Here is a 14968-nt window from a genome sequence, read left to right as displayed (position 1 = left end):
GAGAGGGCGCTTCAGCGCGCGATGATAAAGCCACCATCCCAACGATAACGCCACGCAGGCCAATCAGGCGCAACAGAAAAATTAACTGAACGCGTGACCTAAGCTGAATTTGTTAATAGAGTATGATTAGAACGGCAAAACGAGCGGGCATGATAATAGGGGATATGTAGCCCGGCTTAGGACGGCAACAAATAAAATCAATCAATTATGTGTTTTTTTTGGGGCTGTATAACATCAATGATTGTGACCGCACAGTTATTGGTGTTATGCGGTGGGCTATATAATCACTGTTAACTCCCCGAGTCACCCAAGATAGAGTAGGGACTAATCTCCATGGAAAATCACAGTAAAGAGCACTTCGCCAACCTGAACAGGAAAATTGGCAGAGTGATCGACGAATCGTTCGCTTCAGAACATGGCGCTACTCTAACTGAGCTATTTCAGTTTTCAGAAGATTTAAATGTATGGCTTGAACTGCTCAGCGATAGAACGGATCGAACCATCCTCATTAGCGCCGTTCAAGAATTCGAATTGGGTTTTCAGGCTGTCGTAGGCGGACAGTATAGATACGCATTCATAGCGCAGCGTTACTTTTTGGAGCAAATATGTCGCTTTATATACCTGTCAACTAACGAGCTACATCTTCGACATTGGAAACTTGGTCTGCGAGATATCTCATGGGGTGCGCTATCGGACAAAGAGAATGGTGTATTATCTAAATTGTTTATAAGGGCTTTTTACCCAGAGGTTGAAGTTGAAGGGGAACATTTAATCACGATTGCATCGAAACTTTATAGAGAATCATCCGAGTTCATACATGGCAACTTCAGCAAACTCGAAGAGCTGCCGAGCAATATAGAATTTAATTCATTTCTGGTGGCTAGGTGGATTGATTTTATGGGGACATGTAAGCTCGTAGCGTTATTTCTTTTGTTTATGAGGTTCTCTAAAGATATCGATAAGCAAAAGATCGCGAGAATTGAAGATATGGCAAAAGAAGAATTAGGAGGAATAGAAGAATTCAACCTTCTATTCGCTGATTGAGGGAAACGCGGTTATGTCAGATTTTAAGATACGCACCGAAACCATAAAGCCTACGAAGATTCTAGAATATTTTGTAGAAACAAAGGAAGATCGAGCGATAATTGAGCGATTGAAAAGTGATTCTCCCGTGATATTAGTGGGTAGCCGCGGGGTGGGTAAATCTTTTCTGCTAAGGGTCGCTGAAGCTGAGCTCAAGCGAGACATGGCCCAAAAATGCGTACTTCCTGTATACGTGTCTTTTACTCAAGGCGCCGTGTTGCAACTTACAGATGAAATCCAGTTCTACCAATGGATGCTTGCAAAACTATGTTCGTCATTTATCAGAAGCCTTAAAAAATCGGGATTTGTTCTTCCACATACTATTTTGTCAAATGGAGAAGATGCTCAAGAAGAATACCTGACCCGGTTAGTAAATGAATTTGAGAATTCTTGGAAACCTGGCCTAGCACAAGATGTTGACACTCAGTTTTTGCCATCAATAGATGACTTCAAAGAGGCCGTTGAAGATATCTGTGAAGAAGCAGAAATAGAATCCGTCAATTTTTTCATTGATGAAGCGGCTCATATACTTAGGCCCGCTCAACAGCGTCAATTTTTTGGCTTGTATCGTGATATCAACAGCCCATATATAAATTGTAACGCAGCAGTTTATCCAGGAGTCACATCGTTTGGCGACTATTTTCAGCCGATCCATGACGCAATCTTTATCAACCTTGAAAGAGATGTTACTAGCGTCGGATATATTGAGAATATGAGAAACATGGTAGAGAAGCAGGCTGATAGCCGACTCCTTGGGAAAATCGCACAGAACAGTAGCAATTTCTCCCTGCTAGCATATGCGGCTAATGGAAATCCTAGGGTTTTATTGAAAACATTGGTGAAGACTCCGTCAGTTTCCTCGCGAGAGGTTAATGCTGTAATAAAGGAGTTCTACAAGAGCGACATATGGGAAGAGCATTCTCTGTTGGCGGATAAATACTCTGGTTTCGTTGCGTTCATTAATTGGGGCAGAGATTTCGTCGAGGAGACTGTTCTGCTCGAAATGAAATTGAAAAATGACTCCTACTTAGAGGGTGATAAAAAAACGTCACGCTTTTTTTGGATTCATAAAGATGCTCCCGCTCGGATAAAAAAGGCGCTTGGGTTGCTTTGCTATACAGGGATAATTTCGCTGCATTCTGATGCCATAAAAGCTACAAGAAGCGATATTGGTGCTAGATACAGCGTTAACTTGGGATGCCTGTTGTCACTTGAAAATACGCCAGCCTCGACTGGAACTGCCATTGTAAAGAGTCTTACCGTAAAGAGAATGACGGAGTACGGGTCTAACCACCCAGCATACTCATCGCTAGTGACTGAACTAGAAGACTTTGATGACCAAACAATCAGTTCAGCATTGAGTGAGCAATTAGAAAAGCCTGTAGATTTTCTCGATCTTCCAGAGTGGCTTATAAATTCATTGAAGGGCTTGTCGTTAAATACGATCAAAGATGTTCTTGACGCAACAGAAGAAACTATTCAGCGGGCTTACTATGTTGGCGAAGTCCGGTCTAGATATATCAAAAATGAAGCCACTTCTGCTGTATTTGAATATCTGTCAGGGTAAAGAGTTAACAAGCCAAAGCACTCGGACGCAGAAATCTGCGCCGGTGTTTGGAGCGTTACAACGTCACTTCTTACGCTTAATATCGCGGTAGAAATTTTCGTGTGAGCCCAGGGCCATCAATTCAAGGACAAGAGCGCCATCGTCAAAGCTGTAACCCAGCAGAGTGAGCTGCTTGTTCATTTTGAATTTATGGACTCGCAGAAAGGTCAGGTCGCCTTGCTTCTGCTCGCCAATGCTGGGGTTGGTCATTAGCTCTTTAATGGCCAAATCAAGGTCTTTTTTCTGGTTGGGCTTGAGTTTCTTTACCGCCTTTTTGAATGTAGGAGTTTGTAATACACTCGTGGCCTTAACCAAAATCGTAGGCCTCCAGTTTTCCGGCGTCCCGTTCGGCCTGCGCGATGATGGCCTGCCTCACAAACTCATAGGGTAAATCGGGGTTATCTTCCATCATCTCGCCGATTTTTGCCCAGTGCTCTATTTGCTTGGGCGGGGTTCGATTAAGTGCTTTGGCTATAATGGTGGCTTTTTCAATAAGGTTTTGATCTAAACGAATGCTGTTAGTAGCCATCTGTACCTCCAACGTATATTTGGCTCAATTGTAGCAGTATGCCACAATTGAGGCAAGTTGTAACAAGACGCTGTTGGCGGACTGCTTTTCCGCTGGCGCTACTAAGCAGCCGCAAAGCGCGGCGTTAGGCGTCGTACTAATGTGTGGAGGTAGCTTTGGAGTTGAAGTTTCGGGAAACGCGTGAGGCAGATATTGAACAGCTGTTCGCTGTGCGGGGCCGAACCAGAGAGAATCCGATTCCGAAGGAGCGGCTCGCCGTTATGGGCATCACCCCCAAATCTACTGCCGCCGCTATGAAAGCGGGGGCGATCTGCAGCTGGGTGTCTGTTCATGAACATCAGGTTGTTGGATTTTGCAGTGGCGACCTGTCTTCGGGAGAGGTTCTTGTGCTTGCCGTATTGCCTGAATACGAAGGCAGGGGCGTAGGCAGGCAACTCCTGTCGCACGTTGTTCAGGACTTGCGAACACGGGGGCAGCACACTCGGCTCTGGCTGGCAGCCTCGCCAGATCCCAGAATCCGAGCGCACGGCTTCTATCGAACTCATGGATGGAACCCCACTGGCGAATGGGATGCTAACGGAGACGAAATCCTCGTGCTAGGATTGCCTCAACCAACAGCAGCCTAACCAACGCTTGCAGGGGACGAGGGCCTGGCATGATTTCGCGTGAGTCGCTTAGTTCAGCGCATCGGCCCCTCGCCCCTGAAGCTTCGGCGTTGAGGCTGTAGAAAAAACTCTTTGTCCGCTAAATTTGGCAGGATCGAGAAAAAATAGATGAGGAGTGGTCAGCATGCCGCGCTTCAAGCCTTATAACCACGATCAAAACGTATTGTGTTGATTAACCACCAATATCAGCTTCAGCCAGGAAGTTTTGAGCAGGCAATGCACTACCAAATCCACAAAATCTATACTAGCCGTGTTTTCTTCCTGACGATGGGCTTACAGCGGCACAATGTCATGCATGTTTCGCATACTCATGCGCCACTACAAGAGCGGCTCAGATGAACGTCCAGGCCAATATTCTCGTCACCTTATTACCCTGTTTCATCTCTATTTCTCGGCAATCAACGGCACCTAGCTTACGAATCAGCTTCTTGGCAGGCTTAACATTGTCGATTTTTGAAACCAGGCTGCTAAACCAGCGGCATTGAGTTGAATATAGTTGGCTTTCTCTTATTAACTTTTTAAGAAACAGCTGTTCGCCCCCTTTGCACCAAAGCTCGGCACCCTGCCCACCAAAATTCAGCGTGGGGGATGCCTTTTTTGTTTTTTGCTCGCCGCGACTCCGCGCAAGGTTATTGAGTTTAAGCTGGCTACCTTTAAGTGCTTCATCGAGCGAGGCATGGAAGGGTGGGTTGCATACGCTGACGTCAAAGAATTCTCCCGCTTGGATGATCCCTTCAAAAATATGGTTTTTATCGTGCTGGGTGCGCAACGTGAAGCTGTCTTTGAGGGTGGGGTTATGGGTGATAATCGTGGCTACGTTTTCAAGCGACTCAGGGTTGATGTCGCTACCTACACACTGCCAGCCGTAAATTTGGCAGGCTAGTAGCGGGTAGATGCCATTTGCTCCAGTCCCTATATCGAGCAGCTTGACGCTATGCTGCTCACGCCCAAGCCCAATTAAATCCGCCATGTAATGGATATAGTCGGCTCTACCTGGGATGGGAGGGCAAAGCGCGCCCTCTGGAATATCCCAATCGACAATATTGTAGTATCGGTTTAACAACGCAGCGTTGAGCGTTTTTACGGCCAAAGGGTCTGCGAAATCGATGGAAAGCCGGCCATGGGCGTTCGGTTTTACATGGGGAGCTAGTGCTGGATGGCTGTTTATGAGGGCAGGAAAGTCATAGCCCTGGTTGTGTAGGTTCTTCGGGTGTAGATCTTTACGAACAGGTCTAGCTCGGCTTTCTTCACGTCGATGGGGGGTATTCACAGTAATAGGCCTGAGGCTTGGCGTTCAATAGTCGAGTAGGTTTAGCTTAGCCTGTGATTATAACCTTAATAGTGGTGTTGAGCTTACCGGTGCAGGTGTTATCTCCAAGCCCACAGGCTTGAACGCTTAGCGCACTTGCCGAATGGGCGGGTACCTTGCTAACGAAATTAGCGGCGACGATGCGTTGCCGCCCTCGGGCCGGCAATGGAGCGTTTACAAATGGGTGTCGTGCCCGTACCCAACGTTGTCACCCATAACTCTGAACCTAGATAAACTTGCCCGGAACAGGGCTATTTTCTAGCACCTCGCGTATTTTCCAGCTCTTCAATCATTTTTCTCGCGGCATTAGAAAGCGTGCGATTGGTATGCACTAGATACCCCAGCGGACGGTGGATGGGGGCAGTATCTACCGGTAGCTCTACTAGCTCACTGTCGATCATGTTTTCGGGCAGCAGGCTCCAACCTAGCCCCACGCTGCACATCATTTTCAGTGTTTCTAGGTAGTTGGTCGACATGCTCACGGGCAGGGTTAGGCCTGCCTCAATAAAGCGATGGCCAATCAGTGTACGGGTAAAGGTTTTGGCCCCCGGCATCACGCAGTTGAATTCACACAGTTCCGTTAGGCTAAGTGGGCCGGGGCTTTGGCGAACGCGCGCTGCCAGCGGATGGTCGGTGGCGCAAACAAAGCAGAGCCGATCACGCCACAGCTCTACCACATGCAGCTGCTCAACCGGGTGAGGGGCGAGGGTGACAATCGCAATTTCCAGGGTGCCATCAACAATGCCTTGGTAAGCCAGTTCGGAATCCAGAAAGCGTAAGTCTAGGGCTACCTCTGGGTGGCGCTGGGTGTATTGCTTTAGCAGGGGCGGCAGGCGGTGCAGGCCAATATGGTGGCTAGTGGCCAAGGTTAACCGTCCGCCCACTTGGCCAGAAAGGTTAGCCAGCGCACGGCGGCTATCGTCTACCGTAAACAGGATGTGCTGGGCTTTAGGCAGCAGCACGCTACCCGCTTCCGTCAGCGCAATGCGCCGCCCAATTCGGTCGAATAGCCGCGTGCCTAGCAACTCCTCTAGGGTGGCAATGCGCTTGCTCACCGCAGGCTGGGTCAGGTGCAGCTGCTCCGCTGCACGGGAGAAACTTTGGGCTTCGGCAACTGCCAGAAACGCTTGCAGGCTTTGAGTGTCCACGAGTGACTCCCTGAATATGTATTCCAGTTTGGAATCTAAAGTATGAATAACATGAATTGCTTTTATGTGCGAGTCGCGTAACACTCTCTTTATTGCATACTAAGCAGCACGTAGAGGCTGCCATACCGAACTAGCAGGGCACTGCCCAGGAGAGCCACATGTCAGGTCAAACCCTTTACGACAAACTCTGGAACCAGCATTTGGTGAAGCAGCGTGACGACGGCACCGCGCTGATTTACATCGATCGCCAACTGCTCCACGAAGTGACCTCGCCCCAGGCGTTTGAAGGCCTGCGGTTGGCTAACCGTAAGCCCTGGCGTTTGGATGCCAACTTGGCAACGCCAGACCACAACGTGCCTACCACGGTGAAAGAGCGCGCTGAGGGCAACAGCGGGATTAAAGACCCGGTGTCGTTAATCCAGGTGCAAACCCTGGACGACAACTGCCTTGAGTACGGTATTGAAGAGTTCAAAATTAACGATCCACGCCAAGGTATTGTGCACGTGGTCGGCCCCGAGCAGGGCGCCACCTTGCCGGGCATGACCGTGGTATGTGGTGACTCCCACACCGCCACCCACGGCGCGTTTGGGGCTTTGGCCCACGGTATCGGCACCTCCGAAGTTGAGCACGTTATGGCGACCCAGTGCTTGCTGGCGCAGAAAATGAAGAACATGCAGGTGCGTGTTGAAGGTGAGCTTGGCCTGGGCGTAACGGCAAAAGATGTGGTGCTGGCGATTATCGGCAAGATCGGTACCGCTGGTGGTACGGGCTACGCCATTGAGTTTGCGGGCAGCGCCATTGCGTCGCTCTCCATGGAAGGCCGCATGACCGTGTGCAACATGGCGATTGAAGCCGGTGCCCGCGTGGGGTTGATCGCCGTTGACGATACGACGATTAACTACCTTGCCGAGCGCCCCTTTGCGCCCACAGCCGCGCAGTGGGAAGCCGCCGTGGCGGACTGGCGTTCGCTGGTGTCGGATGGCGATGCCCAGTTCGATAAAGTGGTCACCCTGAGCGCGGAAGAGATTGAGCCACAGGTAAGCTGGGGCACCAGCCCTGAAATGGTCACCGGTATTTCTGGCCACGTACCCGACCCGCAGGCTGCGCAAGATGAAACTGTGCAGCGCAGCCACACCCGTGCGCTTGAGTACATGGGCCTGCAGGCGAATCAAAAAATTACTGATATTAAGTTGGATAAAGTGTTTATCGGTTCCTGCACCAACTCGCGCATTGAAGACCTGCGTGAAGCGGCTAAAGTAGCCAAAGGTAATAAAGTAGCGGATTCGATTAAGCTTGCTATGGTGGTGCCGGGTTCTGGCTTGGTGAAGCGCCAGGCGGAAGCGGAAGGCTTGGACAAGATTTTCATCGAAGCGGGCTTTGAGTGGCGCGAGCCGGGTTGCTCCATGTGTTTGGCCATGAACGCCGATAAGTTGGGCGCGGGCGAGCACTGTGCCTCTACCTCTAACCGTAACTTCGAAGGGCGCCAGGGCTACGGTGGTCGGACCCACTTAGTTAGCCCTGCGATGGCAGCGGCAGCGGCAATTGCTGGTCATTTTGTTGATGTGCGCACTTTACCTGCTAACGACGCTACCCACGCCCAGGAGGCCTAAGCCATGAAAAAGTTTGAACGTTTTGAAGGGGTGGTAGCGCCGCTTGATCGGGCTAACGTCGACACCGACTTGATCATCCCGAAGCAGTTTTTGAAATCCATTAAGCGTACCGGTTTTGGCGTTAACCTGTTTGATGAGCTGCGCTATTTAGATGAAGGCCAGCCGGGGCAAGATTGTTCCCAGCGCCCGCTGAACCCTGATTTTGTATTGAACCAGTCGCGTTATCAAGGCGCGGAAGTGTTGCTGGCGCGGCGTAACTTTGGCTGCGGAAGCTCCCGTGAACATGCTCCGTGGGCGCTGGAAGATTTTGGCTTTAAAGTTGTCATTGCGCCAAGCTTTGCGGACATTTTCTACAACAACGCCTTTAAGAATGGCATCTTGCTAATCACCCTGGCGGAAGAGGAAGTAGACCGTCTGTTTGCTGAAGCAGAGGCTCGAGAAGGGTATCAACTAGACGTCGATTTAGAGAATCAGCGGGTGATTACCCCCAGCGGTGAAATTCTTGAGTTTGAGGTGGATGAGTTCCGCAAACACTGCCTGCTGAACGGCCTGGACGATATCGGCATCACGCTGCAGGACGAAGACGCAATTCGCAGCTTTGAAGAGAAGCACCGCCAGCAGCGCCCGTGGCTGTTCCGCCAGCCTGCATAAGTATTCAACTATAAGTGCTAAGGATTGAGCATGACTCATAAAGTGTTACTGCTGCCCGGTGATGGTATCGGTCCGGAGATCGCGGCCCAGGCGGCGCGTTTGTTAAACGCCTGCCAAGAAGCGGGCTTGGATATAGAGGTAGAAGAGGGCCTGGTGGGCGGCTCGGCCTACGACGTACACGGCGAGCCGCTCCCGGCGGAAACCCTTGAGAAAGCCAAAGCTGCCAGCGCCATTCTGCTAGGTGCGGTGGGTGGCCCCAAGTGGGACAAGCTCGAAGACCTAACCAAGCGCCCCGAAAAAGGCCTGCTGGGGCTGCGTAAGAACCTGGGCCTGTTCGGCAACCTGCGCCCGGCGATGCTTTACCCGCAGTTGGCCAGCGCCTCCAGCCTGAAGCCTGAGCTAGTGGCTGGGCTGGATATTATGATCGTCCGTGAGCTAACCGGCGGCATCTACTTCGGTCAGCCCCGTGGTATTGAAGTGCGCAATGGCGAACGGGTGGGTTTTAACACTTACATCTATTCCGAAAGCGAGATTGAACGCATCGGCCGCGTGGCGTTTGAAATGGCCCAGAAGCGTGGCAAAAAGCTATGTTCGGTAGATAAAGCCAACGTGTTGGAAGTGACGATTTTATGGCGTGAAGTGATGGAGCGCCTGGCGCCGGAGTACCCGGATGTGGAGCTTTCCCACATGTACGTGGATAACGCCGCCATGCAATTGGTGCGCGCGCCGAAGCAGTTTGATGTGATGGTGACCGGCAACATGTTTGGCGATATTCTCTCTGACGCCGCTGCTATGCTCACCGGCTCTATCGGTATGCTGCCGTCTGCATCGCTCAACGAGAGCGGGCAGGGCATGTACGAGCCTTGCCATGGCAGCGCCCCGGATATCGCTGGGCAAAACATCGCTAACCCGCTGGCTATGATGCTTTCGGTGGCGATGATGCTGCGCTACTCGCTGAATGAAACAGCGATGGCCGAGCGCATTGAAGCCGCCGTGGGCAGTGTGTTGGATGATGGCCTGCGCACTGCCGATATCGCATCAGAAGGCACTCGTCGCGTTTCCACCGTGGAAATGGGCGATGCAGTGCTCGCGGCCTTTGCCAAGCAGTAACGTATCAAGCACACCTGCTCACTAGTCAATTCCAAATAGCGCGTGTTGTAGAGCAGTGCCGGTCGGCCACCCCTGGGGTGGCCGACGTCGTGTCTAATATTTGTGTATAATACTTACCTCATTCTTAGCTGGAGGACTTCACATGTTGAAAGTCGGTTTCGTGGGATGGCGCGGTATGGTTGGCTCTGTGCTGATGCAGCGCATGCAGGAAGATGGTGATTTTAAAGGCATTGAGCCGATTTTCTTCACCACTTCCCAAGTCGGCCAGCCGGGACCCGACATCGGCGTCGACGTGCCTCCCCTCAAAGATGCGTTCGATATTGACGCGCTAAAAGCCCTTGATGTAGTGGTTACCTGTCAAGGTGGCGATTACACCAAGCCGGTTTACAAAGACCTGCGTGAAGCGGGCTGGAAAGGCTACTGGATTGATGCCGCCAGCACCCTGCGCATGGAAGATGAAGCGACCATCATTCTTGATCCGGTTAACCGCCATGTGATTGATGCCCAGCTAGCCAAAGGCGCGAAAACCTTCGTGGGCGGCAACTGTACCGTAAGCTTAATGCTGATGGGCTTGGGCGGGCTGTTTGAAGCCGATATGGTCGAGTGGATGACCTCCATGACCTACCAAGCGGCGTCCGGCTCCGGTGCCAAACACATGCGCGAGCTGCTGAACCAAATGGGCCAGCTGCGTGATAGCGTCGGTGAAGAGTTAAAAGACACCTCTAGCGCGATCCTCGACATCGACCGCAAAGTGACGGCCGCCATGCGTGGCAATGATTTCCCCACTGATAACTTCGCAGCGCCCTTGGCAGGCAGCCTGCTGCCGTGGATCGATACCAAGCTCGATAACGGCCAGAGCCGTGAAGAGTGGAAGGGCAGCGTTGAGACCAACAAGATTCTGGGCCTAGAGAATAATCCGATTCCCATTGATGGTCTCTGTGTGCGCATCGGTGCCATGCGCTCTCACAGCCAGGCGTTCACCATTAAGCTGAAGCAAGATGTGCCGCTTGATGAGATTGAAGACCGCATTGCCAAGCACAATGAGTGGGTTAAGCTGATCCCCAACGATAAAGATGCCACCATTGCTGGCCTAACGCCTGCTGCCGCAACGGGCACGCTGCAGATTCCGGTAGGGCGCCTGCGTAAGCTTAATATGGGCGGCGAATACCTTTCTGCATTCAGCGTGGGCGACCAGCTGCTGTGGGGTGCTGCTGAGCCGCTTAAGCGTATGCTGAAGATTCTGCGCGAGCAGTAACAGCCGTTACGCGCGTGCTGTCGCTATAGCATCAATATCATAGCGTCAACGTAGTTCCCGATGGGAAGCTGTTCGCAGCTTCCCATCTTTTTTGCCGCTGCTAAGTAGAAAGCTCAAACGCGTTTGGCATTCTAAAGTATGCGCAAAAACGGTAAGTTATGATAAAAAGAACCCAAACATAATGATGAGCGCGCTCAGCTAAATGTCGTTACATCGTTGAGATTCGCAGGCAGCAGGGGCTTAAATGAAACAGACGCACGCATGGTTATTGTGGCTACCGCTCAGTGCCGTTAGTTCCTTGGCACTGGCCGTCGGCTTAGGCCCGGCGTCGGTGAACTCACCGATGAATGCCCCCTTGAATGCGACCGTACCAGTACTAGACGCTAGCCAATATGCGTTGGACGAACTGCGAGTGTCTGTTGCTGATGAAGCGGATTTTACAGCAGCAGGGTTAGAGTGGACGCCGCTGGTTTCATCGCTGCGCGTCCAACTGCGTGAGCAGGCTGATGGACGCCAGTTGGTGCTTAGCTCCTCGCAAGCAGTCGATGAACCCTGGCTGGATGTGCTTTTAACGGTCTCTTCCCCAGAGGGTGAAACCAGCCAGGCCTTTACGCTGCTGTTTGACCCGCCCGACATGCTCAACGCAAGTAGCCGTAGCGCATCTCCCAGTGAGCAGCAGGCAGCGAATGCGGCGGAGCCTCGCAGTCAGCCCCAACCAGCGGCTGTTCCAGCGTCGCAAAACGCGTCAAGTGATAGCGCTCCCAGGGCTAATAACATCGCTTACGTGGCGAGCGGCGATTCACTTTGGGGCATCGCCGAACGGGTTAAGCCTGCCAGCGCCAGTGTGCAGCAGATGATGGTGGCGCTGGTTGATGCCAACCCAGACGTTTTCTCCTCCGGCAATATTGACAACATGCGGGTTGGGCAAACGCTCGCGGTGCCCAGTCGTGAACAGATAATGGCCCGTACTCCAGGGGAAGCCGCCCAAACGCTACAAACCATGCGACGCGCAACCGAGCGTGCTGATGCTTCAAGTACTGCTAGCCAGCCGTCTGCAGAAGCAGCAGGTGAAGAGCCTGCCAATAGCCCAGGTACGAGCGAGACAGCTTCTACTTCTGAGGCGGCAGCGCAGTCAAATGCTGAGCAAGGCGCTGCGGAAGCGTCAGAGCAAGAGGGAAGCCAGGAGAACGAGCTGGCGGGACTCGCCTTAAATGACGTGGTGGAACAGTTGCGCGAAAGCCAGGCCATGCTTCAGCTAGTGCTTGAAGAGCGTGAACAGCTGCGCGCTGAGCTGACTGAGCTGCGCCAGGAAGTGGCTGCGCTGACGGAAGCGCTTAACGCCTCCCAGCAGGAAGCTCAATCAGTCGCGGCGCTTGCGGTCACTGCTCCAGAGGTGAGTGGTGAGCCAGCTCTCGGCGCTTCTAATGCCCGTAGCGTTGCTGACAACCGCGGCTTTGTAGAGCGTATCTCTGACTACCAGTGGCCTATTGCCAGCGTTGCATTGGCGCTGCTGTTAGCGGGGCTTGTATGGTCACGCAAGCGCCGCGAGCGTCAGTGGGAAGTGGCGCCACTAAGTACGGCACCTAGTACCGTTACACCGCCTACAGCATCTACAGCATCCATGGGGCGCGCAGAGCCTCGTATGGCGGAGGCTCAATATCCAGGTTCGCACAGCACAGAATCTCGCAATCCAGAGCCCCATGCCGCCGAGCCTTTTAGTGCCGAACCCGTTGGTGCTTCTCAAGCGAGTGAATCAGTGCCCGGCGGTGCTGAACCGAGTGTCGCAGCATCAAGCCAACGTATGTCAACATTTGGTGAGGCGCCAGTGGTTAAGCCCAGCACTGCTAAGCCAGCAGAACCCGCCAGCGTAGATAATGATGCTCCAGAAGAAATACCTTTTGAGGAGAGCTCGCCAGCTAGCAGCGCTGATGACGAAGAGGTGCTCAATGCGGCGTTTCTGGATGTTCCCCAGTCAGTCGATGAGTCAGATGCTGAACCTGTCGAAAAGTATGTGGATGAACCCATCGATATGCTGAGCGAGGAGCTCGAGAAAGAGCTAGAAGAGCCGCTAGTCGTGGACAGCCCAGCGCCTGTAGCGCAACCCGAAGCGCAAGAAGAGGATCAGCGCTCTCAGCCTATTGATTACTACATTGACTACAGTCCCCCATCATTGAAGCAAGATGAAGACGGGGAGCAGAGTGCTGTTGAGGGTGGGGCGGCTGATGGTGCGACAGCTACATCTAAGCAGGCAAACCACACTGCGCGACACACGCCTAGGGTGCCCGAAGAGGAGTGGGAAATTGAAGAGGTGGCATTCGAGCCTCGACGCCGGGATAATGGCTAACTTTTAACCTCCTCTAGATGATGTGGCTTAATGACGCTGTTCTACCACTTTGATGAGACACAACCGCTGGCAGGCCGCCTTGCGATGGGCATTGAGTACGATGGCTCGCGCTTTTGTGGCTTTCAGCGTTTAAAACACGCGGCTTCGGTGCAGGCATCGATAGAAGATGCCTTGGCAAAAGTGGCGAGTGCGCCTATTCAAATACACGCCAGTGGCCGGACTGATTCAGGCGTTCACGCTACGCGCCAGGTCATCCATTTTGACCCGCCTGTTCAGCGCTCTGAAAAAGCTTGGATTTTTGGAACCAATACGAACCTTCCTAGGGATGTGGCGGTGCGTTGGGTAAAGCCGGTGGGCGATGATTTTCACTCCCGCTTAGGCGCACTTGGGCGCCGCTACCGCTATATTTTGCTCAACCAAATCAGTCGCCCGGTGTTAGAGCGCAGCAACGTGACCTGGTGCCGAGATCCGCTGGATGCCGACGCTATGCATCGGGCCGCCCAAGCGTTGGTGGGTGAGCACGATTTTTCAAGCTTTCGGGCAGCGGGCTGCCAATCCAAAACCCCTTGGCGGCAAATGCATTTTGTCGAAGTGAAGCGTTACGGCCCCATTGTGGTGATTGATATTCAGGGCAACGCGTTTTTGCACCACATGATTCGAAATATTGCCGGTGCTCTGGTGAGTGTAGGGCGCGGTGCCCAGGATGAAGGCCATATTGAGCGCTTGCTGGCGCTGAAGAATCGCCGCAAAGGAGATGTCACCGCGCCTGCTTGCGGGCTGCACTTTGTAGACTCCATTTACGATGAGCGTTTTGCGCTGCCTCAAGAGCCACTTGGCCCCAATCTGCTGGCGTTTACCGGGGAGTGGACGGGTGAGCGCCCATTGCCCGATAACCCGCGAATAGCCGCTCGGCGGAATCTCACCTTTAAGAAAAAAGCCATACCCGAGCACCAGGAGACCTCCCCGTGAGCACGCGCTATGCACGTACGCGAATCAAATTTTGCGGTTTCACACGCCCGGAAGATGTTGAGCAGGCGGTCTCGCTAGGGGTGGATGCGCTGGGCTTTGTGATGTGGCCTAAGAGTTCTCGCGGCATCTCACCGGAAACGCTTGCCACGCTGTCGGCCCACGTGCCTGCCTTTGCAACGCGGGTGGGTCTGTTTGTTAATCAGCCCGCTGAGCTGATTGAGCAGTGTTTGCCCTATTTAGATGTGATTCAGTTCCATGGGGATGAGCCGGCGTCGTTTTGCCAGCAGTTCGACCGGCCTTGGATCAAAGCACTACGCATGCGTGACGGTATCGACCTGCACCGTGCAGCTGACGAGTATGTTCAGGCCCAGGCGCTACTGTTAGATGCCTATCGGCCCGGTACGCCGGGAGGAACCGGAGAGACCTTTGATTGGTCTAGAATCCCCGCAGCTCTTGAAAAACCTGTTATCCTCGCCGGTGGGTTAACGGCTGCGAATATTGCCGCAGCGGTTAATCAAGTCGCGCCTTATGCGGTTGATGTTTCAGGCGGTATTGAGGCGTCGCATGGCGTAAAGGATGTCGAGCTAATGGCCTCCTTTGTTAAGCAGGTAGCGTTAGCCGACGCTCAATAAGTACATTATGTGGTCGCCTAACGGGCGGCTACTTTCTAAGTTAGTTCATTCATTATT

At 52.7% G+C, this 14968-nt stretch carries 14 protein-coding genes; 10 read left to right on the top strand and 4 right to left on the bottom strand.

Features of this window, described 5'->3' with window-relative positions; all coding sequences use genetic code 11:
* Positions 1–333: 333 nt before the first annotated feature.
* Entirely contained in the window at positions 334–1044 is a 711-nt protein-coding gene (locus MOY_RS16620) for a hypothetical protein (protein ID WP_009096278.1), read from the top strand.
* 13 nt (positions 1045–1057) lie between these two features.
* A complete protein-coding gene (locus tag MOY_RS02815; protein ID WP_009096276.1) occupies positions 1058–2650 on the top strand; it encodes an ORC-CDC6 family AAA ATPase in 1593 nt (530 codons plus the stop codon).
* Positions 2651–2713: 63 nt separating this feature from the next.
* On the opposite strand, the gene MOY_RS02810 is transcribed toward MOY_RS02815, so the two are convergent.
* Positions 2714–3004 (bottom strand): type II toxin-antitoxin system RelE/ParE family toxin, encoded by a 291-nt coding sequence (locus MOY_RS02810; RefSeq protein WP_009096273.1) that lies wholly within the window; start codon positions 3002–3004, stop codon positions 2714–2716.
* On the bottom strand, positions 2997–3218 hold the full coding sequence (locus tag MOY_RS02805; protein ID WP_007113097.1) for a TA system antitoxin ParD family protein: 222 nt from the start codon (positions 3216–3218) through the stop codon (positions 2997–2999). Before MOY_RS02805 ends, MOY_RS02810 begins: the two co-directional genes overlap by 8 nt.
* Positions 3219–3361: 143 nt before the next feature.
* Between MOY_RS02805 and MOY_RS02800 the strand changes: the two genes are divergently transcribed.
* On the top strand, positions 3362–3844 hold the full coding sequence (locus MOY_RS02800) for a GNAT family N-acetyltransferase (protein WP_261341323.1): 483 nt from the start codon (positions 3362–3364) through the stop codon (positions 3842–3844).
* Positions 3845–4214: 370 nt separating this feature from the next.
* Here MOY_RS02800 and rlmF read toward each other — a convergent pair whose 3' ends face one another.
* Positions 4215–5153, bottom strand: a complete 939-nt coding sequence (gene rlmF / locus MOY_RS02795; RefSeq protein ID WP_035539856.1) for a 23S rRNA (adenine(1618)-N(6))-methyltransferase RlmF — start codon at positions 5151–5153, stop codon at positions 4215–4217.
* 290 nt (positions 5154–5443) lie between these two features.
* The gene (locus MOY_RS02790; RefSeq protein WP_009096264.1) at positions 5444–6340 is read right to left on the bottom strand and encodes a LysR family transcriptional regulator; all 897 of its coding nucleotides are present in this window, start codon (positions 6338–6340) and stop codon (positions 5444–5446) included.
* A gap of 158 nt (positions 6341–6498) precedes the next feature.
* On the opposite strand from MOY_RS02790, the gene leuC reads away from it, so the two are divergent.
* The 7 genes from leuC to MOY_RS02755 all read left to right on the top strand — a co-directional run bounded on the left by leuC (position 6499) and on the right by MOY_RS02755 (position 14911).
* The gene (leuC, locus tag MOY_RS02785; protein ID WP_009096262.1) at positions 6499–7950 is read left to right on the top strand and encodes a 3-isopropylmalate dehydratase large subunit; all 1452 of its coding nucleotides are present in this window, start codon (positions 6499–6501) and stop codon (positions 7948–7950) included.
* A 3-nt stretch (positions 7951–7953) separates the two neighbouring features.
* Positions 7954–8601 (top strand): 3-isopropylmalate dehydratase small subunit, encoded by a 648-nt coding sequence (leuD, locus tag MOY_RS02780; protein WP_009096261.1) that lies wholly within the window; start codon positions 7954–7956, stop codon positions 8599–8601.
* A 30-nt stretch (positions 8602–8631) separates the two neighbouring features.
* Positions 8632–9711: a 3-isopropylmalate dehydrogenase gene (gene leuB, locus MOY_RS02775; protein WP_009096258.1), complete on the top strand. Its 1080-nt coding sequence runs from the start codon at positions 8632–8634 to the stop codon at positions 9709–9711.
* Between the two features lie 142 nt (positions 9712–9853).
* Complete coding sequence (gene asd, locus MOY_RS02770; protein ID WP_009096256.1) at positions 9854–10966, top strand: aspartate-semialdehyde dehydrogenase; 1113 nt, start codon at positions 9854–9856, stop codon at positions 10964–10966.
* Between the two features lie 244 nt (positions 10967–11210).
* Positions 11211–13310, top strand: coding sequence for a FimV/HubP family polar landmark protein (locus MOY_RS16615; RefSeq protein ID WP_009096254.1), 2100 nt, complete (start codon positions 11211–11213; stop codon positions 13308–13310).
* Between the two features lie 30 nt (positions 13311–13340).
* Positions 13341–14279, top strand: a complete 939-nt coding sequence (truA, locus tag MOY_RS02760) for a tRNA pseudouridine(38-40) synthase TruA (RefSeq protein ID WP_009096252.1) — start codon at positions 13341–13343, stop codon at positions 14277–14279.
* Entirely contained in the window at positions 14276–14911 is a 636-nt protein-coding gene (locus MOY_RS02755) for a phosphoribosylanthranilate isomerase (RefSeq protein WP_009096250.1), read from the top strand. The genes truA and MOY_RS02755 overlap by 4 nt, the downstream gene beginning before the upstream one ends.
* Positions 14912–14968: the final 57 nt, after the last annotated feature.

This window comes from Halomonas sp. GFAJ-1 (assembly GCF_000236625.2).
In the GTDB taxonomy this organism is placed as follows: domain Bacteria; phylum Pseudomonadota; class Gammaproteobacteria; order Pseudomonadales; family Halomonadaceae; genus Vreelandella.
This window is presented reverse-complemented; position numbering and strand designations above follow the sequence as displayed.

Bases quoted from the DNA above. Each gene is read 5' to 3' on its own strand.
- MOY_RS02805 (WP_007113097.1), bottom strand. From the start codon at position 3,218: ATGGCTACTAACAGCATTCGTTTAGATCAAAACCTTATTGAAAAAGCC.
- truA (WP_009096252.1), top strand. From the start codon at position 13,341: ATGACGCTGTTCTACCACTTTGATGAGACACAACCGCTGGCAGGCCGC.
- MOY_RS16615 (WP_009096254.1), top strand. From the start codon at position 11,211: ATGAAACAGACGCACGCATGGTTATTGTGGCTACCGCTCAGTGCCGTT.
- asd (WP_009096256.1), top strand. From the start codon at position 9,854: ATGTTGAAAGTCGGTTTCGTGGGATGGCGCGGTATGGTTGGCTCTGTG.
- leuD (WP_009096261.1), top strand. From the start codon at position 7,954: ATGAAAAAGTTTGAACGTTTTGAAGGGGTGGTAGCGCCGCTTGATCGG.
- MOY_RS16620 (WP_009096278.1), top strand. From the start codon at position 334: ATGGAAAATCACAGTAAAGAGCACTTCGCCAACCTGAACAGGAAAATT.
- leuB (WP_009096258.1), top strand. From the start codon at position 8,632: ATGACTCATAAAGTGTTACTGCTGCCCGGTGATGGTATCGGTCCGGAG.
- MOY_RS02815 (WP_009096276.1), top strand. From the start codon at position 1,058: ATGTCAGATTTTAAGATACGCACCGAAACCATAAAGCCTACGAAGATT.
- leuC (WP_009096262.1), top strand. From the start codon at position 6,499: ATGTCAGGTCAAACCCTTTACGACAAACTCTGGAACCAGCATTTGGTG.